Source organism: Streptomyces sp. NPDC093252 (genome assembly GCF_040683675.1).
Classification (GTDB): domain Bacteria; phylum Actinomycetota; class Actinomycetes; order Streptomycetales; family Streptomycetaceae; genus Streptomyces.
The window spans coordinates 262533-287510 of the sequence record NZ_JBFBEM010000001.1; the positions used below are offsets into that span (position 1 = coordinate 262533).

Sequence of the window (24978 nt, forward strand, 5' to 3'; positions counted from 1 at the left end):
GGGCGTCTGCGTGTGCGTGGGGGGCTGCGTGAGGAGGGCTGTGCCGGACGGCTGCATGAACGGGCAGCCGGGAGGGCGGTTCGGGCAGCGGGGCGGCACGGACTCTGTGTGAAGCGAGTGATCACGCTGTGTACTGGCCCGATGGTGAGTCCGGGCAGCGCGTCCGGCCCTCCGCAGGGCCGGGCCCCGCCCGCTCCAGCCCACTCAGAGGAACCCTCCGGAGGACTGCCGTGACCACTGTCGACCGCGTCGTCATCGACCCCATCGGTACGGACATCCCCGCCGAAGCCGCCCGTCTGCGCGCCCTCGGCCCCCTCGTCCCCGTGGAACTGCCCGGTGGTGTCCCGGCCTGGGCCCCCACCGGCTACGACACCGTCAGATCACTCGTCCTCGACCCGAACGTCAGCAGAGACGCCCGGCTGCACTGGAACCTCTGGCCCCGGTTCGCCGACCACCCGGCCTGGGGCTGGATACTGCCCTGGTCGGCCATGGACAACATGCTCGCGACCTACGGCCCCCAGCACGCGCGGCTGCGCCGCCTGGCCGCCCCGAGCTTCACCGGCCGACGCACCGACGCGCTGCGCCCCCATGTGGAGACGGCCGTCACCGAACTGCTGGACTCCCTTGCCGCCCGGGACGAGGACGACGGCGAGCCGATCGACCTCATCGAGAGCCTCGCCTACCCCCTGCCCATGCGGCTGATCTGTGACCTGGTCGGAGTGCCCGAGGAGTTGAAGGACGCGACGCGGCGCCTGATGACCGCGACCCTCAACCCCGCGCCCACCCCCGAGCACACCGCGTTCCTGCACGAGCAGATCGTCGCCGTACCGACGGCCCTGGTGAAGTACCGGGCCGAGCACCCCGGCGACGACCTGACCACCGAACTCCTCAGGGCCCAGGACGAGGAAGGACAGTCGCTCACCCCCGAGGAGTTGATGTACACCCTGATGCTGGTCGTCGGCGCGGGCTTCGAGACGACGGCGAACCTGATCGGCAACGCGGTCGTGGCCCTGCTGCGCGACCCGGCCCAACTCGCCGCCGTCCGCGCCGGGGAGATCGGCTGGGACGCGGTGATAGAGGAGACACTGCGCGTCCATCCGCCCATCGCCGCGATGCCCCTGCGGTTCGCCATCACGGACCTGGAGATCGAGGGCGTCACCATCCCCGCCGGGGACGCCATCCTCACCACCTACGGCGCGGCGGGCTGGGACCCGGACCGGTACGGGGCGGACGCCGGGGTGTTCGACGCGGCCCGGGGCAGGGACGACCATCTCGCGTTCGGCGTCGGCGTCCACCGCTGCATCGGCGCTCCGCTGGCCCGGATGGAGGCGCGCACGGTCCTGCCCGCCCTCTTCGACCGCTTCCCGAAGATGCGGCTGGCCGTCGAGCCGGAGGAACTGAGGCAGACGGCGTCGTTCATCGCGTTCGGCTGGCAGGAAATCCCGATACGCCTGCACGGCTGACGCGCACCCCGGCCGCGCGGGAGGGGTCCGGCGCGTGCGGGCGGGCAGGCACCCGTACCCCGGCGGCGGTGAACGGCCGAAAAGGGAAGCCCGCCCTCATGGAATTCACATACAACTCCCAGGGATTTCCCTCAAACCGGACGAAAACGCAGCCGTTTCCCTTAAGGCGATTCTTATGTGCCCGTCCGTACGGTTCTTTTCAGCCGTCCATCGGAAAGGAATTGACGGGGCATTACCGATCTCGTCCGAGGAGTGGTGCGATTCATGCAGTTACTGGATGAGTGCCTGGCAGCGGGAGACGCGGGGGCGGCGCTGGTGCTGGAGATCCGGCACAGTGACCTCCCTCCGAGCCCTCAGCCCCTCGACTGGTGGCTGCGGGACCCCGGCGCCCGTCCGCCCGTCGACCTGAGGGCGCTGGACTGGATTCCCGACGGCGCCCGGGTGCTGGACGTGGGCTGCTGCACCGGGCGTGAACTGGAGCTGCTGGCCCGGCGCGGGGTGCGCGGACACGGCATCGATGTCCTGCCGGCCGCCATCGCGCTCGCCACCGGGAACGGAGTCTCCGCCAGTCTCGACGATGTGCGCTCCTTCCGTCCCCGGGAGCCGTTCGACGCGGTGACCCTGCTCGGCGGGAACGGCGGGATCATGGGAACGCTCGACGCCCTGGAGGACGGGCTGCGGCGGCTGACGGGGTGGCTGGCGCCCGGCGGCTTCCTCCTCTTCTCCAGCTTCGACCGGCGCAGGCTGCCGACCGCGCTGCACGACACCGCCGCCTATCCCCCGCACGAGTCCCGCTCCCCCGGGGAACTCCTCATGAGGCTGCGGCTCGACGACCGCACCGGCGACTGGTTCCCCTGGCTGATGGTCACCACCGACGAACTGGCGACCGCCTGCGAGAACACCGGCCTGGCGCGGGAGGGGACCACCTTCTGGTCCGGGTCACCCATCTACTCCACGGTGATCCGGCCCGCCGACTCCCGCGCCGCCCGCTGAGGACACCCCGCGCACGGAAGAGGTCCCCGCACACGGACCCCGGCGCCCACCCCTCGCGGGCCACAGACGTCCACCGTGCGCCCCGTCGTCACGTACGGGCCACGGTGGCGGATCCCCGCACCATCACATCGAAGGAGAACGTCATGACCCACACCCTCACCCTGCCCTCGCCGACCGAGCTGGACGAGATGTTCCGGGACGCCGACGTCCTGGAGCCGCAGGCGTTCCAGCCCGTCATCACCACCGAGGACATCAACGAGGACGACGAGACCAGCGAGGTCTGAGCTGTCGTCGCACGCACCAGGACATGACACGCACCATCCCGTCCGGGCCGCGCCAAGGCCCGGACGGGCTCCACCACGGGCCGGTCCGGCGGTCACCCCCGGGACACCATCACCGGCCCCCCGCCCCCTCTCCCCTGCCCCGTGGACGGAGTGTCAGCCGCCATGCCCGCTCAGGCGCTTCCCCCGCCGCCCGTACCGACCGCACCGCCCCCGCACCCCGGCCCCTCCCCCACCGGCAAGGTCGTCTCGGCCGGTACCCACCGGGTGCGGCCCGCCGAGGAGACCTGGGAGTGGATCCGTCCGCTGCTGCCCGAATGCGGTGTCACCCGGGTCGCGGACGTCACCTGGCTGGACGAGATCGGGATACCGGTCTTCCAGGCGGTCCGGCCCAACGCCCGCTCCCTGTCCGTGTCCCAGGGCAAGGGCGTCACGCCGATGCTGGCCCGGGTGTCCGCGGCCATGGAGGCGGTCGAGCTGTGGCACGCGGAGCACCCCGCGGTACCGGTCGTGCCGGCCGCCGTCGAGGAGATGACGGACCGCCTCGGCTACCGCCTGGACACCCTGCCTATGACACCCCGTCACTTCATCGGCCCGGACTGCCGCTTCGGCTGGTACCCCGCCGCCCGCGTCGACGGCGCGGGCGGGCCGTCGTACGTGCCCGTTCCCCTGCTGTATCTCGACACCTGTGTCACCGGGCGATGGACGCCCGCCGCGTTCCGGGCCACCAGCAACGGTCTGGCCAGCGGCAACGTGCTGGAGGAGGCGCTGCTGCACGGGATGTACGAGGTGGTCGAGCGCGATGCCGGCGCCCGTGCCCGGCGCTACGGCACGGCCCGCCCGGTCGACCTGGAGTCCGTGGACGATCCGTCCGCCCGTCCGCTGCTGGAGCGGCTGTGGGGCGCGGGGGTGGAGGTCTCGGTGCGGTATCTGCCGAGCCCGTTCGGCGTGCCGACCTTCGACACCGTGATCACGGGGTCGCTGTTCCCGTTCCCCTTCGGCGGGATCGGTACGCATCTGGACGCGGGCGTGGCGCTGTGCCGGGCGCTGACCGAGGCGGCGCAGTCCCGGGCGACGGCCATCGCGGGCGCGCGCGACGACATCGGGCGGTCGCTGTACCGGGAGGCCGGTCTCTTCTCGGTGGACCGCGCCCCGGCCGCCCCCTCGGCGGACCCGGCGGACCCGGTCGTGGACTTCGCCTCCGTCACCTCGGCCGCCCTGCCGGACGTACGCGACGAGACAACCCACATGGCGCGGCGGATCGCGTCCGTGACGGGCAGTCCGCCTCTCTACGTCGATCTGACCCGGCCCGAGCTGGGCGTTCCCGTCGTCCATGTGGTCTGTCCGGGCGCCCTGCTCGACACCGGCCACTGAGCCGCCCGCCGACCCGCCACGCACGACCACCGGCATCCGTGCCAGAACCGAGGGGTGAACCGCCCATGCCGAGGACGTACTGCTTCGTGGGTCCCAGTGTCCCCGACGCCGCCGGGCTGACCGCCGGTAGCGGTGTCCGGCTCATGCCGCCGGTCGCCGCGGGGGACCTGCTGCGGCTCGGCGCCCGCGCGGGTGACACGGTGGGCATCGTCGACGGGTACTTCCACCAGACGGGCTCCGTGCGGCACAAGGAGATCCTGGCGCTGCTGGGCTCCGGGGTGCGGGTCCTGGGCGCGGCCAGCATGGGCGCGCTGCGGGCCGCCGAGCTGGACCGCTTCGGGATGGCCGGCGTCGGCGGCGTCTACGCCGACTACCGCGACGGCAAGCTGGAGGCCGACGACGAGGTCACCCTTCTGCACAGCCCCGGGACCGAGGGCTACCGGGCGCTCTCGGAGCCCCTGGTGTGCATGCGGGCGACCTTCGCCGCGGCCGTCCGGGACGGGGTGTGCGCCGCCGCGACGGCCGACCGGCTGGTCGGTGTCCTGGCCGGGTGGCCCTTCGGACGGCGTTCCTACGGCGCCCTTCCCGAGGCGGGTGCGGAGGCGGGTCTCGACCCGTCGGCGACCGGGGCGCTCCAGCGCTACTGCCTCGCCCACCGCCGCGACCCCAAGCGCGAGGACGCCCTGCTGCTGATCGACCACCTGCGCACCGGCGGCGGCCCCACCTCCCCCGCACCTGGGCGGGTGCACCGGACGGCCCATCTGTACGCCTGGCAGCTCGCCGCGCAGGCCGTCTCGCACGAGAGTCCGCTCGCCCTGCTGCGGGCCTGCCGGCTGTTCGCGGACGACTATCCCCGGCGCCACCGGGCGGCGGTGCTGCGGACCCTGGCCGCCCACTGCGACCGGGAGTGCGGGCGGGACGCGACGGGCGCGACGGACGCGGAGCGGGCACTGCGGCACGGGGCGCACCACGGGCTGTACCGGCTGCCCGCCGACCCCGCACGGCTGGGTTTCCTGCCCTTGTGGCTGACCGCCGCCGAGGCCGCGCTGCCCGTCACCGAACAGCTCCTCACCGCGCTGGTCCGCTCCTGCCGCCACACCCTGCGCCTGCCCTGGGACGAGGAAGCCCTCACACTGCTCGACGAGCCGTCCGTGCGGGACCCGGCGCTGCGGTTCGTCCGGCTGGCCCGGGAGGTCAACGACCGTGCCCTGTCGGGCCGTCGGGGCCCCGGTGGCGTCGAGGCCATACCCCGCCGACGCATCCTCGACCTGCTCGCCGAGCGCTGGCACACCCCGCACGACGATCTCGGACTCGCCGCCCTGGACCGGGGTTTCCCCTCCCTGGACAGCGCCGTGACCGCGACCCGGCCGCTCTATCTCTTCGCCCGGTACAACGAGGGCCTCGCACACCTGCGGACGACGGTGAGCGAGGAGCGCGGGCAGGCGGACGCCCTCGGCGCCGGGTGAGGAACAGAGGCCGACGCCGGGCGGGGCGGGTGTCCCGGCCCCGCGCCGGGAGCGCGCGAGGCGACGTGGGTGGGGGTCCCGTAGAGGTCGCGGCCCGGCCCGCGCACGAAGCGCGCGGGCCGGGACACCGCCGTACGGGCCCTCCAGGAGATCCCCCCGCTAGCGCAGCGCCTCCGCGAACAGCGGTACGACGTTCTCCAGGGCGTAGCCCACGGACAGCACGGAGTTGGTGGCGAACGCCTGGCTCACGTCCCGGTCGTCGAAGATCACCGACCGTCCGGCCTCGACCGCCGGGAGGGACATGAACAGCGGGTCGGTGCTGATCTCGGTGGCCTCGACGCCGATCGGTGCCATCACGACCAGGTCGGCGTCCAGCATCTCCAGGTTCTCGTCCGAGACCGACACGGAGAACGCGGTGCCCGCCTCCTCCTGCACCCGCGGGTTGTTGGTGAAGCCCAGCGACTCCATGAAGTCGACCCGGCCGGTGCCCCGGACGTAGGCGCCCCAGCCGCTGGAGGTGCGGGAGCCGATGGTGACGGAGCGGCCGTCGAACTCGGGGTGCTCCTCGGCCGCCGCGGCGGCGGCGCCCTCCGTCTCGGTGATCAGGCGCTCGCCCTCGGCGCCGAGTCCCAGCGCCGTGGCGATCATCGTGGTCTGCTCCTGCCAGGTGATCTGGTACTGGTCGCCGCCCTCGGGCACGCCGATGGTCGGCGCGATCTGGCTGAGGGTGTCGTAGCGGGTCTGGTCGCCGCTGGACTTCACATCGAGGATCAGATCGGGGTCGAGGGCGGCGATCCGCTCGAACTCGGGCTCCAGGGTGCCGATCTTCTCGGGGCTCTCGTCGTAGCGGCCCTCCGCCCAGGGGCCGACGCCGTCCCCGCCGAAGGCGAGCCAGTCGCTCTGGCCCACCGGCTGGACCCCGAGGGCGAGGGCCGTCTCGGCGTCGCCCCAGCCGAGCGCCACGACGCGCTGGGGACGGGAGTCCACGGTGACCGTGCCGAACTTGGTGTCGACCTCCGCCGGGAACGCGGCGGCGGGCGACCCGGACGCCGACGCGGAGGCGCTGCTCCCGCTGCCGCCGTCGTCGTCGGAGGACGAGGAGCAGGCCGTGCCGAGCAGGGCGAGGAGGAGGGTGCCGGTCAGGACGCGCAGGGCCCGGCGGGGTCGTATGCGGGTCCCTGGGCGGGAGGAGCGGGAGGGGGTGTTGGCGGACATGGTGTTTCGGTTCCTTTCATGGGGGTGCCGGTCGGTCTGTGGGCCGTGCTGGCCTGCTCGTGCCCGTCGGTCGGCTCGTGGCTTCCGCCCGGTCACTGGGGGGGGCGCCCGGTCTCCGGGGTGCACGCGGTCAGTCGGGTACCGCGATGTGGTGGCGGCCGAGCGGGACGACCATCGGGGTGGCCGACGCCGGGTCGGGGATGACCGTCGAGCGCAGGCCGAAGACCTCCTGGACCAGGGACTCGGTGACGATGTCGCCGGGCGGGCCCGCGGCGACGATCCGGCCGTCCTTCATCGCGATCAGGTGATCGGCGTAGCGGCAGGCGAGGTTGAGGTCGTGCAGGACGAGGGCGAGGGTGACGCCCCGGTCGCGGTTGAGGTCGGTCAGGAGGTCGAGCACTTCGAGCTGGTGGGTGATGTCGAGGTAGGTGGTCGGCTCGTCGAGGAGCAGGACGCCGGTCTCCTGGGCGAGGGCCATGGCGATCCAGACGCGCTGGCGCTGGCCGCCGGAGAGTTCGTCCACCGACCGGGCGGCCAGGTCCAGCACGCCGGTGGCGAGCATGGCGGCGGCGACCGCCTCGTCGTCGGCCGTGGTCCAGCGGCGGAACCAGCCCTGGTGCGGGTAGCGGCCCCGTCCGACGAGATCGGCCACCACCACCCCGTCGGGCGCGACGGGTGACTGCGGGAGGACACCTAGGGTGGCCGCGACCTGTTTCGTGGGGGTGTGCCGGATGTCCCGGCCGTCGAGCAGGACCGCGCCCGCGAGCGGCGGCAGCAGCCTGGCCATGGCCCGCAGCAGGGTGGACTTGCCGCAGGCGTTGGGGCCGACGACGACCGTGATCCGGCCGGGCGGCAGGGTCACGTCCAGACCGGAGATGATCTCGCGCTCGCCGTAGCCGAGGCTCAGTTGCCTGGCCTGGAGCGTGTGGGAGGGGGACGGGGTCATGGTGGTGTGTCCGGTTCCTCTGGGACGGATGGGGGCGAGAATGGGCGGGGCCATGGGGTCGGGGGTGGCGCTCAACCGCCCTGGCCGACCCGGTTGGCGCGCGCCAGCAGCACCAGCAGATACGGCGCTCCGACGATGCTGGTGACCACCCCGACCGGTACCTGGGTCTGGGGAATCGCGTGCTGGCCGACCAGGTCGGCGACCGCGACCAGCGCGGCCCCGGTGAGGGCGGCCGGGAGCAGCGCGGCCCCGTGTCCGGGCAGGAGCCGGCGGGCGATGGGCGCGCTGACGAAGGCGACGAAGCCGACCGGTCCGGCGGCGGCCGTGGCCACCCCGGCGAGGCCGGTCGCGCAGGCCAGCAGCGCCAGCCGGTCGCGCTCGACGCGGGAGCCGAGCCCGGCCGCCGTGTCGTCGCCCAGCCGCAGCACGGACAGGGAGCGGGAGGCCAGGAAGGTGAGCGGCAGCAGGACGCAGACCCCGGTGACGAGGGGCCACACGTACGGCCAGGAGCGGCCGTTGAGGCTGCCCGCGAGCCAGACGAACGCGGCCTGCGCCTCGGTGACCTCGGAGCGGGTCATCAGATAGGAGACGACGCTGGACAGCCCGGCGCCCGCCCCCACCCCGATGAGCACCAGCCGCTGGCCGCCCACGCCCCTGCGCCAGGCCAGCGCGTAGACGGCGGCGCCCGTCGCCAGTGCCCCGGCGAGTGCCACACCGGAGAGGGCGAGTCCGCTCACGCTGTAGACCATCGAGGCGAGGACCGCCGCGACGCCCGCCCCGGAGCTGATGCCGATGATGTCGGGGCTGGCGAGCGGGTTGCGCAGCAGGGACTGGAAGATCGCGCCGGACAGCCCGAAGCAGGCGCCGACGAGGACGGCCAGCAGAGCGCGTGGCAGGCGCAGTTCCCTGACCACGAAGCGGCTGCCCGCGTCGCCGCCGCCGAGGAGGGTGTCCCACACCTGCCCGATCGGCAGCGCGATGTCGCCGAAGGACAGGGCGACCGTGAAGGCTCCGGCGACGAGGAGGGCGAGGGCGGCGGAGACGGCGGCGAAGCGGGCGGTGCGGTGGCGGCGCGAGCGGCGCAGCCGGAGGGCGGCGGGCGGGATCCGCGGGGTGGGGATCCCCGGGGCGGGGTCCTTCGTCCCGGCCAGTTGCATCCCGCCGTTCCGGATGCCGTCGTCCGGGGGCGCGGTGGCTCCGCCGGGGGTCCGGCCGGTCACCGGTTCCCCGCTCACAGCTCGCCCCGTGCGGAGCGGCGGACGAGCACGATGAAGGGCACGCACCCGAGGGCCGCGGTGACCACGCCGACCTGGACCTCGCCGGGGCGGGCGACGACCCGTCCGGCCACGTCGGCGAGGAGCAGCAGGGCCGGGGCGAGCAGCGCGCTGCACGCCAGGATCCAGCGGTAGTCGGGGCCGGTGAGCAGCCGCGCGACATGCGGGACGGCGAGTCCGACGAAGCCGAGCGGACCGGCCACGGCGGTCGCCGCGCCGCACAGCAGAACGACGCTCACGGCGCTCCAGATCCGGGTGACGGACAGCCGCTGGCCGAGCCCGCGGGCCACGTCGTCGCCGAGGGCGAGTCCATTGAGGCGGGGGCCGAGGCCGAGGGCGACGAGGGCTCCGGCGGCGATGAAGGGCAGGGCCTGGCCGAGGACCTCCATGTCCCGGGTGTCGAGCGCGCCGACCTGCCAGAACCGGAACTGGTCGAAGGCCTGACCGTCCGCCAGCAGCATCACGCTGGTGACCGAGCCGAGCGCGGCCGTGGTGGCGGCGCCGGCGAGGGCGAGTTTGACCGGGGTGGCCCCTTCCCGGCCAGGCTGCCGATGCCGTAGACGAGGACGGCGGCGAGGCAGGCGCCGAGGAAGCCGAACCAGATGTAGTGGGCGGGGTCGGTCAGCGCGAGGACGCTCATGGCGAAGACCACGAAGACGGCCGCGCCCGCGTTGACGCCGAGCAGACCGGGGTCGGCGAGCGGGTTGCGGGTCAGGCCCTGGATGACGGCGCCCGCGAGGCCGAGCGCCACGCCCGCCAGCAGCCCGGCCAGGGTGCGGGGCAGCCGCACCTCGTGCACGACGAGTTCCGCCCGGACGGAGCGGTCGGGGCTGAAGACCCCGTCCCAGACGGCTCCCAGCGGCACATGGCCGGAACCGATCGTCAGACTCAGCACCGTGGCGGCCAGCGTCACGGCGGTGAGGAGGGCGAGGACGGCGCCGATGCGCAGGGGGCCCCGGGAGCGCGGGCGGGTCGGCGGGCCGCCGGGGGTGGCGTCACCGCCCTTGCCGGGGGCGGGGAGTGCGGTGTCGGGGGCGGAATCGATGCTGGTCACGGGAGGGTGTGCGGGATCGTTCACCGGGAGGTGCGCACCGCTGTTCAAGGACGGCCTGACCGGTGAGGGGCTGCGGCGGCATCGGTCGGTGGGCGCATGGGCATATCCTCGGCACGGTGATATGGAGAAACCATCTCCAGTAGGTAAGGTGAGGCAAACCTAACACCAGATAGAGTAAGGACGGCAATCATCAACCCGAGGGGGCACATTTGAGCCAGACGCTCTACCCGAACGGGCACGATCCGGCCCCCGGCGGGCAGACCGCGGCCCCGGAGCGGAACATCCCGGAGGGCTGTACGGAGATCGGCTCGCCCGCCGAACTGCGCGCCCTGCTCGGGGAACCGTTCCCCCTCGTCATCGAGAAGGTGCACGACCGGCTCACCGACGCGGACCGGGACCTGCTCATCCGCTCGCCGTTCTGTCTGCTGGCCACCTCGGACAGCCGGGGCAACTGCGATGTCTCACCGCGCGGCGACGGCCCCGGCTTCACCCATGTCCTCGACGCCTCGACGATCGCCCTGCCGGACCGCCCCGGCAACCGCCGGGCCGACAGCTTCCTGAACATCCTGGACAACCCGCACGCGGGCCTGCTCTATCTCGTCCCCGGCACCACGGACGTGCTGCGCGTCAACGGCCGCGCCCGGATCCTCACCGACGCCCCGTTCTTCGACACCATGACCGTGAACGGCAGACGCCCCACGCTGGCGCTGCTGCTGGACATCGACGAGATCTTCCTGCACTGCCCCCAGTCCCTGCGCCGCTCCGGCCTCTGGGACCCGGCCTCCTGGGAGCAGCGCGCCTGACATCCGCCCCGGGGCCCATGGCCCGACCGTGCCGCACCGCCGCCCGGCCAACACCTCGCCGAACGGCTCCCCTTGGGTGACTGACACACTGTCCCCGGTCACGCGCTGCGGCACCGCAGCATTCGGGGAGGAATCAGCATGGGCACGAACAGGCGCAGGGCGGGGCGCGCGGTCTCGGCGGCCGTGGTGTCGGCGGTCCTCGTGGCGGTCACGGCGGCCTGCGGGGGCGACTCCGAGGACACCGCCCCGGCGGGCGGGCTCACCGCCGCGCTCGGCGGCATCCCCCAGGACCGGGGCGGCCAGCCCCTCGTCTACACGGACGTCCCCGAGGTCCGCCGCCTCACCGAGCGGGACCCGGAGTTGTACGCCGTCCTGTCCGGCTTCGGCATCCCCGAGTTGGCGCAGGCCGACTACGCGGGCGAACCGGCGCGGGCGGCGCTCGGCTTCGACGAGACGGTGGTCGACAGCTCCGTCCAGATCGGGGCGGACGCCGTCCGTCTGACCGGCCGTTTCGATGTCGACGCCGTCACCGGGGCGATGAAGGAACGCGGCTGGACCGAGACGGAGAGCAAGGGCGCGCCGCTCCTCACCCAGGACGGCACCCGGATCACGGTGTCACCGTCGGTCCGCTCCCTCGCCCACACCCGCGACGCGGCCCTGCCGCCCCTCACCGACCCCGAGACCTCCATCGCTTCGGACACGGCCTTCCGCGCGGTGGCCGACTGCCTGGGCGACGACACCTACCACGCCACGCTCTACGGCAAGGACCGCGAGGGCCACTTGCCCGGACTGACGCTCTTCGGCATCGGCGCCCGCGCCGGGGACGACGGGACCTCGACGGAACGGCTGTGTGCCGTGACCCGGTCGGCCGAGGCCGCCCGCACGGTCGCCGACGCCCTGCGCCCGGCGACCGCCGCCGGGGAGCGGTTCGCCGGGGTGCGTATCGAGGTCGGCGAGGGTGCCGCGCCGGTGGTCACGATGGAGTGGGACAACTCCGTGGCGGAGCTGAGGCCGGGTTCCCAGAACCAGACCGGCCAACTGCCCCAGTTGCTGATCACCCTCCGCTGAGCCGCACCCCACCAGGGGTGCGGGACGCGTCAGTCGCTCCCGGCGGGTAGGCGGACGACGAAGCGGGCCCCGGGAGCGTCGCCCTCGATGCCGATGCTCCCGTGATGGGCGGTGATGATGTCGCGGACGATGGCCAGTCCCAGTCCGCTGCCGCCGGTGTCCCGGGCACGGGCGTCGTCCAGGCGGGTGAAGCGGTCGAAGACCCGGTCCCGGTCGGGCCCGGGGATGCCGGGACCGTCGTCGGCGACGACCAGTTCCGCGGTGCCGCCGCCGCACCGCAGGCTCACCGTGATCCGCCGGACGGCGTGCCGCAGGGCGTTGTCCAGCAGGTTGCGCACGACGCGGGCGAGGGCGTCGGCGTCGCCGTCCACGCGGGCGGCGCCGACGGCGTGCTGGTCGATGGTCACCCGGGTGCGCCCGCGGGCGAGTCGGACCTCGGCGAAGACGATCTCGTCCAGGTCCAGGGGGCGTCTGCGGATGCGGGGGCGGGCGTCGAGGCGGGCCAGCCACACCAGGTCGTCGACGAGGCGGGAGAGCCGTTCGCAGTCCTCCACCAGGCTGGGGGCCAGGGCGTCCCAGTCGGCGGAGTCGGGGTGCCGGGCGGCGACCTGGAGGCGGGTGTGCAGACTGCTCAGGGGGCTGCGCAGTTCGTGGGCGGCGTCCGCGATGAACTGGCGCTGCTTCTGCGTGGCACCCTCCAGCCGGGCGAGGAGATCGTTGAGGGTGGTGGCGAGGCGGCCCAGCGCGTCCGCCGAGGAGGGGACGTCGAGGCGGCGGCTGAGGTCGGAGGCGGTGATCTCCGCGGTCTGCGCGCGCAGCGCCTCCACGGGGCGCAACGCACGTCCGGTGAGCATCCACACGACGCTGGTGAGCGCGGTGACGGCCAGTGGCACGCCGATGGCGAGACCGCCGGTGAGCTGGTTCAGACTGGTGTCGACGTCCTCGGTGGGCACGGCGGCGTACACGGTCACCGGGTCGGCCCGGGGGCCGGCGGGGACGGCCACGGCACGCCAGCCCGTGGTGTCACCCTCGGGAAGCCGGCTCAGGCCGTGGGCGTGCGGGACGTCGGAGGTGCTCGGCGGGAAGAAGAACACCCTCCCGTGCCCCTGGAGATTGGGGGAGGCCGCCCGGACCGTCCCGTGCCGGTCGACGACCTGGACGGTGATGTCACGATCGCCGGGGGCGGGCAGGGTGGCGGGCAGCCGCCCCGAGTCGACGATCTCCGCGACGGACTGAGCCCGCTGCCAGGCGGCCTGGTCGAGGCCGCTGATGAGGCTGCCGCGCAGCCAGGCCACCAGCATCACGGCGGCCCCCACGAGCCCCGCCGTGATGACCAGCGCCGCCGCGGTCGTCAGCCGCAGCCGCAGTGACCGGCGCGACCACCAGTCCCGCAGAGGGGCCGGGAAGGGGATGCGCACCGCGTCACCTGCCGACGCTGCGCAGCCGGTAGCCGGCCCCGCGGACGGTGTCGATCAGCCGGCGTTCGAACGGTACGTCGATCTTGCGCCGCAGGTAACCGACGTACACCTCGACGATGTTGAGGTCGCCGTCGAAGTTCTCGTCCCACACATGGGTGAGGATGTCACTCTTGCTCACCACCTCGTCGCGATGGCGGAGCAGGAACTCCAGCAGTCCGAACTCCCGTGCCGTCAGCGTCAGTTCACGCCCCGCGCGGCGGCACCGGCGGGAGGCGGGGTCCAGGGTGAGGTCGTCGGCCGCGAGCACCGCGGGCCGGGCGGGCGCCCCGCGCCGCAGCAGCGCGCGCAGATGCGCGACGAGGACGACGAAGGAGAACGGCTTGCTCAGATAGTCGTCGGCGCCGAGGTCCAGGGCGTCCGCCTCGTCGTACTCGCCGTCCTTGGCGGTGAGCATCAGCACCGGGGTCCACACCCCGGCGGCCCGCATCCGCTTGAGGATCTCGTACCCGGACAGGGCGGGCAGCATGATGTCCAGGACGATGACGTCCTGCTGCCGGTGGACGGCACGCCAGAGCCCGTCCATGCCGTCATGGGCGACATCGGCGACGAAGCCCTCCGCGGCCAGTCCCTCGGCGATTCCCTCGGCGAGACCGCGTTCGTCCTCGATGACCAGCACCCGCATGACCGCCTCCTACCGCCGGGCGCCGCGCCTCGGGGACCGGCGGGCCCGCTGAGAGCCGCCTGAGAGCCGGAGCGGTCCTCAGCGCCCTCTCAGGAGCCTCGTCGCAGGGTGGGGACGTCACTGCACGGTCGCCCCCTCCCGGGACGAGAACAGACACCATGACCAACGATCTCACCACCCACCCATTCATGCCCGTCGCGGCAGCACCGACGGGCACCGCATTGTCACCGTCCCGTACGCACCGACCGGCCCTCACCAACGCGATCCGACACCACTGAACACGGCCACACCGAAAGAAGAAAAGAAGGAGAAAAGAGAAAGAAGACCCGAAGGAAATTCCGAAGAAAAGGAGCCCTCACCATGACGGCCACCGCTCCCTCCCAACCCTCCACAGCCGCCCGACCGGCGCCCTATGTACTGCGGAAGCTACCGCACGTGACAGCGTTGTTCTGGGCGCTCAAAATCATCGCCGTCACCCTCGGGGAAACCGCGAGCGACCAATTCGCGATCGAACTCAAAATTGGCTACGCAACCTGCGCGGTCGCCTTCTTCATTTTCTTCGCGACCGTGGCCTTCTTCCAGATGCGAGCCAAACGATTCCATCCGAGCCTCTTCTGGACGGTCATCTTCAGCACCAGTATCGTCGGCACCTCGATATCGGACCTCATGGACCGCGGCATCGGCTACTCCGGCACCGTGACCCACAACGGGATCGGCTACGGGGCCGGCGCGATCATCCTCACCAGCCTGCTGGCGATCATCTTTGTGGCGTGGTGGCGAACCGGCCAGACCTACGACGTCGAGAAGATCGCCACCCGCAAGGGCGAGGGCCTCTACTGGATGGCGATCCTGGTGTCCAACACCCTCGGCACGGCCAGCGGCGACTGGCTGGCCCACAGCACCGGACTGGGATTCCGCAACGCCTTCTTCGTCATCGCCGGAGTCATGCTGCTGCTCCTCGCCGCCCACTATCTGACCCGCATCAACAGCATGGTGCTGTTCTGGCTGGCCTTCGTGCTGACCCGCCCGCTGAGCGCCGCGGCCGGTGACTCGATCACCAAGCCCGTCAGCCAGGGCGGCCTGGGGCTGGGCACGCTGTGGGGTTCGGTCACACTGGCGGCACTGCTCGTCGTGCTGATCGCCTACCAGACCTGGAAGATCCGGCGCCACCCGCTCGACCTGCTGCCGGCCCCGGCCCACCGTCTCACCGGCGAGCCGCAGCGGCCCAACGGCCAGGTCGTCCTGGCCTACGGCCCGCACCCCGACCAGATCCTGCGGCCCCACCACGCCGGGGCAGCCGCTCGGCGGCCCGCGTCGACGTAGGGGGGCGGCCGGGCCTCGTCCGACAGGTGAGGGTCACCATCGGCATCCGGTGACCGCTCGGGCGAGGCCGACCCGCCGTACCGCGTACGGCCCGGCCCTCGTGCCGGGATTCCTGATCGGGCGGGATGTGGGGACGTTCGGTCACCCGGCGGCCGGGGCGGCCCGGTTTGTATCACGTCGGAACTAACCTCGGGCCGTGGCTTCCGAAGAGCTCAACCATCTGTTCCTGGTGTTGACCGGCCAGGAGATGCCGGATCTCGACCCGGTGTTGATGCATGACCATCTGGTGCTTCCGCAACGGGAACTGGAGCAGCAGCTCGCCCAGCTCCAGGAGCTGCTGGTGCGCGTGGCCCAGTCGGTGTCGGCGCAGTCGACCGGGGAATTCAGTGAGGCGTACTACGAGGCGATGCTGACACTGGCGTCACCGGAGGGCACGGCGATCCTGGCAGGGCTGCGGGACGCGACGAAGCAGCTCGGTGACTTCGCGGAGGAGTCGGTGTACCAGGTCGAGTACACGAACCTGATGATCCGGCTCCAACTGGGCCTGTTCCTGGTCGAGTTCGCGGTCACCCTCGTCATGTCGATCTGGAACCCCTGGGGTGCGATGCTCCGCCAGGCGTTCCTGCGCGCGCTCTACCGGAACATTCTGAACAGCCTGGTGTTCAAGCTGACCTCCGCGATCGTGTCGCAGCAGATCCTCCAGATCGGTCTCGCGGCGGCGATGGACCGGCTGGCTCAGTGGAGTCTGGCGAGACAGGGGAAGGTCTCGGCGAACGGGAGCACGTATCTGAAGCAGTCCGTCATCTTCGGCTCGATCTCGGGGTTCGTGGCGGTGCCTGTTCAGTTCGGGGCGTCGGCGCTGGCCCAGAGCGTGATCAAGCGAATGCACAAGGGGGGCGGGGACAGCCTGTTCAACAGCCTCAGCGACGCCCTGACGAACCGGCCGGACCCCAAGAGCCTCAACGGCCTCAGGAACCTCGCCGGGGACACGGCCGGCGATGTCGCGGACGACACGTCCGACAACGGGGTGGGCGGCGCCCCCAAGCCGGTGGCGCGGCCCGGGAACGACCTGGGCGGGTTCACGGGGGACAGCCTTCCGGCCTTCGGCGGCGGGGCCGCAGGCGGTCCGGACCGGGTGTTCGCGCGGGACTTCACGGACCGGGTCACCGATGTGGCGAACCGGATCTCCCGCGACCACGATCCCCTGCGGACGGATCAGCGGTTCGTCGATGACATGGGCGACCTCTTCGCCCGTCGCTTCGGGGACGACCTGGGCGGCGAGGATGCCGCGCGGACCCTGGGCCGGGACTGGGCCGGTACCTTCCTGGGCAACGTCCACCGGGACGACCTGGGCCGCTCCCTGCGCTCGGTGCTGGACGGGCGGCTGCCTGCCTCCTTGGGGGACGGTGTCCTGCGGGCCCTGTCGAGGTCGGTGCAGGATCTCTTCGGAGCGGAGAACCTCAGCGGCAGGTTCCTGAGCTTCACCCTGCACGGCATCGGTGACGGCGTCATCGGCCTCGGCTCCGAGATGATCTTCAACGGGATCACGCAGAAGACCTTCAGCGTCAGCGGTGGCGGGTTCCTGACCTCCATCACGAGTGAGCGGGCCGCGGACATCTTCAACTCCGGCGCCGACTGGCTGGCGAGCAAGTTCAAGCCGGGGAACCTCGGTCTCGGTGTCGATGTCAAGACCTGGGCCGATGTGAACAAGGTCCCGCTCGGCTCCGGTCCGGGCGCCCCTGAGGGCACGGGCACAGGGACCGGCGCCCCCGCGCCGACCCGGCCCCACCCGGGCGGCGGCGACGCCGGCCCCGTCCGTCCGGGCGCCGTGAACACGGTCGGGGCCGGTGGCGGCCCCGGTGCCGGTGTGTTCGTCCCGGGAGACAGCCCCGGGACGCCGGCCATGCCGGTCATGCCGACGGCCGACGGCCTTCGGATCAGCGGCCAGCCCATCGGCATCCCGGACCTGCCGGTCCTGATCCCCCAGGTGCTCGACGCTCCCGCGATCGACACCGGGCCCCCGACTCCTCAACCGGTCACCAACCCCGGCGACATGGGACCGCGCGGCGCCGGGCCGGGCGACTCCCCGGGCCGCGAGGACCTGTACGGCGCTCCGCCCCGGTCCGGTGACCTCCGGGTGACGACGCCGGGGGAGAGTGGCCGGGACCTGCCCGAGCAGGGCTCCTGGCCGACGTCACCGGCTCCGTGGAACCCGGCGGAACCGAGGCCCAGCGCCTCCCGGCCCGCCGACACCGCCTCCCCCGGCACCCCATCCCGCCCCGACGGCAGCAGCGCCCAACCCCACCCGACCAGCACCGCCGAACACCTCTTCAGCACGCTCCTGCCGGACACGGACACGGGCATGGGCACGGACCCTGGCCCGGGCCCGGACCCGTCCGACGACGCCTCCGACGCCATCTCCCTCACCTCCGACAGCTCCCTCGTCTCCGACGATTCCTTCGACTCCATCACCTCCTTCGCCTCCAACGGTTCCTTCACCTCCATCACCTCCTTCGCCTCCGACGATTCGTTCACCTCCATCACCTCCTTCGACTCCACACTCACCAACAGCACAGCCCGCACGGACCCCGACCCCGACTCCGACCCCGACACCACCGGCACCGGCACCGGCACCGGCACCGCCACCGACCCCAAGCCCGAACCCACCCCCCTGATCCCCTCCCCCACCCCCGAAGCCCTCCCCCAAGCGCCCCACCCTGCCCCCCACCCAGCAGCCCCCTTCCCCCACACCGCCCTCACGCCGGACCAGCTCAGGACGACCGTGCGGGACGCCATCGCCGCCACCCTCGCCCAGAACCCCGCGCACCTCGACGAATGCGTGATCCTGCTGGAGCAGCTCGCCCGCCTGCTGTATCCGCACAACACACCCGAGGCGTTCCGGGAGCCCCATCGTCCCGCCCCGGCCGGGAGTGGTATCCGTCCCGCCCAGACCGTCGACGACCTCGACATCGGCACCCAGCGCGCCGCCCGCCGCCTCGCCGCCGGGCCCGGCTGGGCCCCGGTCACCGACTGGACCGTTCTCGACGAGGCCCTCGAAGCCGCGGGAACCGGCTCCACCGCGCTCATCCTCACCCAGTCCACCACCGGCCCCGGCCACGCCTACGCGGCCCACCGCACCACCGAAGGCACCCGCTGGACCGAACTCCAGGCGAAGTCGGCGGACGAGCAGGTCACCCGGCGTCCCCCCGCCCCGGCCCCGCATGACACCCACGCCGTCGTCATCACCCCGGCGGGCCGCGTCGCCCGCGAGAGCGAGGGCGCCCTCCCCCACGCCCCCGACCACACCACGTCCACCGCCCTCACCGACCCACCCCTCACCACCGCCTACAAGGGCTTCGGCTTCGAGGCCGAACTCAAGTACACGCTCGGGTCGCCCAGCGCGCTCGCCTACGGAGACATCCTCGCCGTCCACTCCACCGGCCTCAAGATCGTCGTGGACAAGGACACCTTCTACCTCGGCAGCGACGGCTACCACTACCACACCGAGGAGGCCGCGCTCGCGGCCACCGGGATGAGGCCCCAGCCGGTGACGGCCTTCATTCCCGAGGTGGTGTCGCCCGCCACCTCGACCCTGCCCGGCGAGCAGAAGAGACCGGGACACGAGGTGCTCCAGGCGTACTTCGCCACGCGCGGTCACCTGGACGGGGCGTACGCCGGGCCGTCCGGGGACCGGCTCGACCACCTGTTGTCCGCCGACTCACGATGGTTCGTCCAGCCGGCCGGGAGTTCCGTCACGGTGATGCCCACCTCCGCAGGACCCGGTCATGCCGCCTACGCGCAGTTCACGGTGGGAGTGCCGCTCGCCGGACTCACCCCCGTGCTGGACCTCACGCGGCTGCGTCTGGAGTCGCCGCCGATCGGCAGTGTGTCCGACGCGGGACGCACCTTCGCCGACTGGGTCACCGCGCGGTACGCACACGGTCTCCTCGGCATCGCGGTACCGCCGCAGCGCGTGCCCTTCCTGTCCTACCTCCCGGTCCTGGCCGAACTGCACGGTTACATCTGGCTGGCCTTCAACCATGTGGTGACGCCGCTCGTCGTCCAGGAGACCAATCTGGGCGCGCTGGTGAAGTCGTTCCTGGCCGCCGCCTCCCGCACCCCTTTCGCGACCCTCCTCGGCTCGCTCAACCCGTCGGCCCGATCCTTCCTCGCGCACGATCAGCAGGCCATCGCCACCCGCTTCGAACAGGGGCTGCGCCACCTGGTCCGGCGGGCCCAGCGCCGCCCCGACACCGACCCGGCTCCCGATCTGGACGACGTCCTGGACCGGGTCTTCGCCACCGACCGGCACGGCAGAGAGCTGACCACGAGGGACTATCTGCTGACCGCACTGCGCGGCAGGTCGTCGTTCGGCGCCCCGCTCGACCAGGAGCAGACGGTCGGGATGCGCGGCTACACCCGGATGGACAACGACGGAGGCAATCTGCGTCTGCCGCTGGCCCTGCTCGAACTGCGCCACTACTCCCCCGAACCCCCGCTGCGCACCCCGGGCCGGGATTCCAGGCTGATGACCGATCAGGCGTTCAACGCGGCGTCCATGGAGATCGTGAACACCTCCCGGCTCGCCTATCAGCGGGCCGAGCGGATGCTGGACTGGGATCCCGCCCAGCCCGGCCAGGCACTCACCGCGCTCTTCCAGCACCCGACGGCGCAACGGGTGGCGGATGTCTTCGCGGCTGTCCAGGACCTGGGGCTGACCGACAGGACGCCCGTGCTGCCCCCTGTCGAACGGGCCTCACTCGCCCGGCTCACCACCGACATCGCCACCGTCCGAGGGGTGCCGCCCCAGGTCGTCCAGCAGGTCGGCGGACTCCTCTCCGGGCTCGGCCAGCGGATCGTGCTCGGACTGACCAACCCCGCGCTCGCCCCCGAACTCAGGCCGCGTTTCCAGCAGGCCCAGGCAGCCGTGCAGAGCGCGCTCCAGACCCTCGGACCGCCCCCCGCACAGCACCAACAGCCGCACCAGCCACAGCACACCACGGCCGGCCCCTCGCGTACCCGTGCCGATCAGCGGCGGTCCGGGCCGTACAGCCGACGGCCCGACGGCCGGCCCCAGCTCGACCACCGGGCGTCCCTCGCGTTACCCAGGGCCCAGGTGCGGAAGTACCCACCGCCGCCGCGGACGCACCGCGCGCCGGACCGGGACCTGCCGGAGCGCGCGGCCCTGCGGAGTTCGGGCGAGGTGGTGTCGGACCACTGGATCCCCTTCCGCGCGGCCGGCGGGGGCCGGACCGGTGGTGACGCCTTCGAGTTCACCCGTACCCGGCCGGGGCGGACGCCGTTCCAGGTCCGCCGGGGCGAGGAGTCCGGCGAGCGCATCGAGGTCGGATACACCTGGACCTGGGACCGGGCCACCCTCACCGACCCCGGAACCCTGACCCTGACACGGCGCATCCATCTCGACGACACCCATGTCACGGCCGAGGACGCCGCCCGTGTCCGCTCCGGGATCCGTACCGCGCTCGACGCCCTGATCAACACCGCCGGGTACCGGCTGCCCGCACTCCAGCCCGATGTCACCGCCCCGGCGAAGCAGGCCGCCGCACCGGAGCCCCCGGGACCGGCCCTCAGGGTCGACGTCGTCTTCGTCGCCGAGGCGGCGGCCCATGACACCGTCGTGCTCCACCCCGGGCCGCCCCGCGACGGACAGCCCATGACGCAGAACGAGTGGCACACCGACGTGCCCCCCGACGCCTACGTCCACGAGATCGTGCACGGCCTCGGCGTCCGCGACAGCCACCCCGCGGGCGAGCCCGGCGGACGCTCCCTGCTCACCCCCGTCCACCCACCGCAGGAACCGGACCTCGGCCCGGGTGACTCCGATCTCATGGGCCCGTTCACCGACACCCCCGGGCCGCCCCGCCGTGTCCTCACCCCGGACGCCCTCCGGCAGATCGCCGACACCCTCACCCCTTATCTGCACCAGGGCGCCCCGACGCCGTCCGCCCGGCATCCGAGGCACAACGGCCTCCGCGAGAACCCCGTCACGCACCCCGCCGCCACCCCCGTCCCCGCGCTCGACGACCATGCCCCGAACCGGCGGACGGGCTCGCCGCACCCGGTCGTCGCCGGTCCACCGCCACGCCCGTCTCTCGGCCCCGGACACGCGAGCCCCCGCCGTCAGCGGCACACGCCCGCCGATCCGCCGACGCCCGACGCCCCGCCTCCCGGCACCGATCACCGGAGTTCCCGGAGCCTGGCCGACGATGTCTTCGACACCCTGATGCCGAGTGTCCCGGAGTCGGAGGGGCTGTCCCCGCGGCCGACGGCCACCGAGTCGCCCACCCGCCCGGGACCTCCCGGAACCAGCAAGCACGATCAGCGGTTCCCCCTGCCCCTGCTGCGCAATGAGGTCAACCTCCTGCTGCCCAAGCTGGGCTGGGCGCGCGGGGCCGTCGACGAGGCGACCGTCCGGGAGGCTCTCCATACGGTGCGCGGGCCCGCGCGGGGCGTCAATCTGCGGGATCTGGCGGAGGAGATCGCGGGCCGGATCATCGCGGGCCGGGCGGTCAGGATGCGCGCGGGTGCGAGGGGCGGTGAGGACGCTCCGCCGGGAAGCGCCGATACGGCGGCCGGGCCCTCCGGCGACCCGGCGGCGGCACAGGACACCGCCGACCAGCAGGCGGGCCCGTCAAGCCTCACCCGCCGGACACCGCCCGCCCCGGACAACGGCCCGGACGACGGGACCGCCGACGGGACCGCCGACGGGACGGACACCGCTGCGGAACCCGGCCGCGATGCCGGTACGGACACCGGCCCGGACGACGACGGGGCCGCCGGGCGGTCGGACGCACCCGAGGTGTTCTACTCCCGGGAGATCGCACGCCATCTGGAGACCGAACCCCTGGACACCCGGGCCCTGCTGGCCCTGCTGCAACGCTGGTCCTCCAGTCCCCGGCTGCTCGACTCCTCCCTCTTGCAGACCGCGTACCGGGACCTGACCGGTACCGAGCTGGCCACCGACCTCAACAGGGCGGCGGAGCAGGGACGGCTGGGCCTCGTGGACCTTCCGGCGGTGACGCGCCGCCTCGGTCTCAGCGTCGACACCCGGCCCGCCGGGGAGGTGCTGCCGCACATGGCGGCCAAGAGCCCGTCCGCCGAGCCGAACCTGCCCGCGGTGGTCGAGTACGCGACACGGGTGCGCCTCGCCTACGAGGACAACAACCCGCAGAGGGCCCTGGCCCTGCTGGACGCCCTGGACCGCGATCTGCGCAAGGTGTGGACGGTCGAGGCCGCCTGGCGCAGACAGTACGGGGACGCCATGGGGCCCGCGCTCGCGACGCTGTGGCCGTCCTACGGCTTCCGGATCGCCGACGCGCTGGGGTACGCCGACCGCGCCGTCGTCCCGGTGGCACAGGTCGGCGCGTGGTACCGGCAGTTGGCCGATGTGACCTTCGAGCACCACCGGCACGGCACTGTCCCGGTCACCACCGGCCATCCGGAGGACGGCTGCTTCTACCGCTCGCACCTGTGGGCACTGCAACTGCTGCGCTGGGGCGTGATGCCCCAGAAGGTGTACGCGGCGCGGGGCGGCGGGACCAAGCTGACCGTGACCACCCCCACCGCCCTCAACTCCACCAGGGACACCCCCGGGCAGGTGTTCTGGTCGTTCCATGTGGCTCCGGTGGTCCACGCGGTGGTCGCCGACGGAAGCGTCGTACCCCTCGTCCTCGACCCCACCCTGCAACGCGGGCTTCTGACGATCCCCCAGTGGATGCAGACCCTGGGCCTGTCGTCCCAGCCCGGCACCTACCGCTTCCACCAGGGCCCCCTGGCCCAGGTGCACCATCACATGGTCGTCGACCGGCAGCAGCGCCCCGGTGCCTGGACCACGTCGGGGCCGCCGCTGCCGCTGGAACCCACACTGCTGCTCACCGACGCCCACTCCCACAGCTTCCCCTACCCCAGCAATCCGCCGATCGGGTCCTGGCAGGAGAGCAACGCCAGGGTTTTGGAGAACTCCAACCGGCTGTACCGCCACCATGTACGGGCCGTGCGCAGGGAGCTGGCGCGCACCCTGGACCGCATCCTCGCCGACGCGCCCGCCGGGCACCCGTCCGGGCAACTGCTGGAGCGTCTGCGGACCGAGGTCGAACGCCATCGGCCGATGCCCGGATTCCTCCAGGAGCGGCCCGACTTCGACTCCGAGGCCCACCGGCTCCTGACCTCCACCGACTACGACCTCTTCGCGTCACTGTTCCCGCCCCCGAAGCCGGGCCACCACACGGTCGAGGAATCGTCGGACGGCGAGACCAGCGAGGAAGAGGAGCCGGACCCGGACGACAGGTCCAGCCACGAGGACTCCTCCGGCTCGGATCATGAGGAGGTGACCGGAGACCAGGAGGCCGGGGACGGAGAGGGTGACGAGGAACAGGCCGGTTCAGGAGAGGGCGAGCCGTCTTCGTAGCAGAGACGAGAGGTCGGGGCGGTGCGTACAGGACACGCACCCCCGTGTACCGGTCCGCTGGTCAGGGCCGGTCGGCCAAGGCGCGACGCCCAGGCCCCGGCGTCACCCCGGCGGGGTGAGCCGCGTCCCACCGCCGGGCGGAGCCGGAAGCGTGCGCCGCTGGTCGTTCGTCAGTCGCCGCCAGCGCGAGGGAAGGAACTCCAGCGGCCTGTCCCACACAGTCGCCGACTGGTGCATCGCGTGCGTGCCAATCAGGGCATGCTCGCCCTCGTGCACCCGAACACCGGCCACCTCGTGGTCGGCGGTGGCCACCCTCATCAGCCGCCACGCGGGCGGATACAGGCGCGGCGTCTCCGGCACCGACTCCCGCACTTCCTCCGACGGCACCGCCGGGGTGTTGCAGCCGTGCCGGATGCCGAGCAGCACGAGCCGTTCGAGGGTCACACCGGTGAAGCCGACGGTGGACAGGACGAGGCGTTGCAGCAACTGGGCCCGATCGGCGGTGGACAGTTCTCCGGGCAGCCTCGGCAAAGGCGGCGATGACTTCGGTCGACGCGAGGGGGCGGGACGACGCTGACATCACGGGTGGCCGGGTGTTTTCGTGGTCACCCGGGCCAGCACCTGATCGGCCAGCTCCTGCGGGGACAGCTCGCCGTCCAGGAACACCGTGTCGCCGGGCAGGGTGCCGACCGCGGTCGTGCACGGCTCGATCCTCTCCCGGCACCAGCGCCGGACCTTCTCGTCCTGCTCGGGGTTGTCCGGGGTGAAGCTGCGGCCGTCGATCCGCTTCTCCAGGACCTCTCGGGGGACGTTGAGGAAGAAGTGGTGGGTGTCGATGCCCGCGCTCTTCAGCATGCCGAAGATCTCAGCGAGATAGCGCGGATCGACCAGGGTCATGGGGACCAGGACCGGACGGCGGTACTCCTCGACGAGGCTCACGGCCAGGTCGCCGACCTGGCGTCGCCACAGCCGGAGGTCCTGGAAGTCGCCGGTCGGCACCTCGACGATCTCCCGCAGTACATAGCCGACCAGTTCAGGGTCGTAGACCAGTGCCTCGGGCCAACGCGGACGCAAGGCGTCCACCAGCGTGGTCTTACCGCTGCCGAAAGCACCATTCACCCAGACGATCAACGTGGTCTCCCCGTCTCGTTGTTGCCGCGGGCCCGTGCCGGGCTCGGCGTACCGGAGCA

16 protein-coding genes and 1 pseudogene are annotated in these 24978 nt (G+C 72.5%); 9 read left to right on the forward strand and 8 right to left on the reverse strand.

Annotation, left to right across the window (positions count from 1 at the left end):
- Nucleotides 1-230 precede the first annotated feature (230 nt).
- The 5 genes from AB0O01_RS00985 (at nt 231) to AB0O01_RS01005 (ending at nt 5577) form a co-directional block, all read left to right on the forward strand.
- Nucleotides 231-1463, forward strand: coding sequence for a cytochrome P450 (locus AB0O01_RS00985; RefSeq protein WP_365309590.1), 1233 nt, complete (start codon nt 231-233; stop codon nt 1461-1463).
- Between the two features lie 264 nt (nt 1464-1727).
- Nucleotides 1728-2456 carry a methyltransferase domain-containing protein gene (locus tag AB0O01_RS00990; protein ID WP_365309592.1) on the forward strand — a complete coding sequence of 243 codons (729 nt, stop codon included), beginning with the start codon at nt 1728-1730 and terminating at the stop codon, nt 2454-2456.
- A gap of 143 nt (nt 2457-2599) precedes the next feature.
- Entirely contained in the window at nt 2600-2740 is a 141-nt protein-coding gene (locus AB0O01_RS00995) for a hypothetical protein (RefSeq protein WP_365309594.1), read from the forward strand.
- A 162-nt stretch (nt 2741-2902) separates the two neighbouring features.
- On the forward strand, nt 2903-4111 hold the full coding sequence (locus AB0O01_RS01000; protein ID WP_365309596.1) for a YcaO-like family protein: 1209 nt from the start codon (nt 2903-2905) through the stop codon (nt 4109-4111).
- A gap of 65 nt (nt 4112-4176) precedes the next feature.
- Nucleotides 4177-5577, forward strand: a complete 1401-nt coding sequence (locus AB0O01_RS01005) for a TfuA-like protein (RefSeq protein WP_365309598.1) — start codon at nt 4177-4179, stop codon at nt 5575-5577.
- A 159-nt stretch (nt 5578-5736) separates the two neighbouring features.
- On the opposite strand, the gene AB0O01_RS01010 is transcribed toward AB0O01_RS01005, so the two are convergent.
- The 4 genes and pseudogenes from AB0O01_RS01010 to AB0O01_RS01025 all read right to left on the reverse strand — a co-directional run bounded on the left by AB0O01_RS01010 (nt 5737) and on the right by AB0O01_RS01025 (nt 9961).
- Nucleotides 5737-6792, reverse strand: a complete 1056-nt coding sequence (locus tag AB0O01_RS01010) for an iron-siderophore ABC transporter substrate-binding protein (RefSeq protein ID WP_365309600.1) — start codon at nt 6790-6792, stop codon at nt 5737-5739.
- Nucleotides 6793-6922: 130 nt separating this feature from the next.
- Nucleotides 6923-7738, reverse strand: coding sequence for an ABC transporter ATP-binding protein (locus AB0O01_RS01015; RefSeq protein ID WP_365309602.1), 816 nt, complete (start codon nt 7736-7738; stop codon nt 6923-6925).
- A 71-nt stretch (nt 7739-7809) separates the two neighbouring features.
- Complete coding sequence (locus AB0O01_RS01020) at nt 7810-8973, reverse strand: iron chelate uptake ABC transporter family permease subunit (protein WP_365309604.1); 1164 nt, start codon at nt 8971-8973, stop codon at nt 7810-7812.
- Nucleotides 8970-9961, reverse strand: a pseudogene (locus AB0O01_RS01025) (iron chelate uptake ABC transporter family permease subunit). The gene AB0O01_RS01020 and the pseudogene AB0O01_RS01025 overlap by 4 nt, the downstream one beginning before the upstream one ends.
- Nucleotides 9962-10347: 386 nt before the next feature.
- On the opposite strand from AB0O01_RS01025, the gene AB0O01_RS01030 reads away from it, so the two are divergent.
- Together AB0O01_RS01030 and AB0O01_RS01035 are read left to right on the forward strand one after the other, a co-directional pair.
- Entirely contained in the window at nt 10348-10869 is a 522-nt protein-coding gene (locus AB0O01_RS01030; protein ID WP_365310461.1) for an MSMEG_1061 family FMN-dependent PPOX-type flavoprotein, read from the forward strand.
- A 138-nt stretch (nt 10870-11007) separates the two neighbouring features.
- Nucleotides 11008-11937 (forward strand): hypothetical protein, encoded by a 930-nt coding sequence (locus AB0O01_RS01035; protein ID WP_365309606.1) that lies wholly within the window; start codon nt 11008-11010, stop codon nt 11935-11937.
- Nucleotides 11938-11966: 29 nt separating this feature from the next.
- On the opposite strand, the gene AB0O01_RS01040 is transcribed toward AB0O01_RS01035, so the two are convergent.
- Nucleotides 11967-13355, reverse strand: a complete 1389-nt coding sequence (locus AB0O01_RS01040; protein WP_365309608.1) for an ATP-binding protein — start codon at nt 13353-13355, stop codon at nt 11967-11969.
- 4 nt (nt 13356-13359) lie between these two features.
- Nucleotides 13360-14037 (reverse strand): response regulator transcription factor, encoded by a 678-nt coding sequence (locus AB0O01_RS01045; protein ID WP_365309610.1) that lies wholly within the window; start codon nt 14035-14037, stop codon nt 13360-13362.
- Nucleotides 14038-14472: 435 nt separating this feature from the next.
- Here AB0O01_RS01045 and AB0O01_RS01050 point away from each other — a divergent pair, with 435 nt between their 5' ends.
- Together AB0O01_RS01050 and AB0O01_RS01055 are read left to right on the forward strand one after the other, a co-directional pair.
- A complete protein-coding gene (locus AB0O01_RS01050) occupies nt 14473-15360 on the forward strand; it encodes a hypothetical protein (RefSeq protein ID WP_365309612.1) in 888 nt (295 codons plus the stop codon).
- A gap of 196 nt (nt 15361-15556) precedes the next feature.
- Nucleotides 15557-23788: a protein-glutamine glutaminase family protein gene (locus AB0O01_RS01055; RefSeq protein ID WP_365309614.1), complete on the forward strand. Its 8232-nt coding sequence runs from the start codon at nt 15557-15559 to the stop codon at nt 23786-23788.
- A 102-nt stretch (nt 23789-23890) separates the two neighbouring features.
- Here the strand turns inward: AB0O01_RS01055 and AB0O01_RS01060 are convergent, their stop codons facing one another.
- Together AB0O01_RS01060 and AB0O01_RS01065 are read right to left on the reverse strand one after the other, a co-directional pair.
- Complete coding sequence (locus AB0O01_RS01060; protein WP_365309616.1) at nt 23891-24319, reverse strand: cytochrome P450; 429 nt, start codon at nt 24317-24319, stop codon at nt 23891-23893.
- A 48-nt stretch (nt 24320-24367) separates the two neighbouring features.
- Nucleotides 24368-24919 (reverse strand): AAA family ATPase, encoded by a 552-nt coding sequence (locus AB0O01_RS01065; RefSeq protein WP_365310463.1) that lies wholly within the window; start codon nt 24917-24919, stop codon nt 24368-24370.
- Nucleotides 24920-24978: the final 59 nt, after the last annotated feature.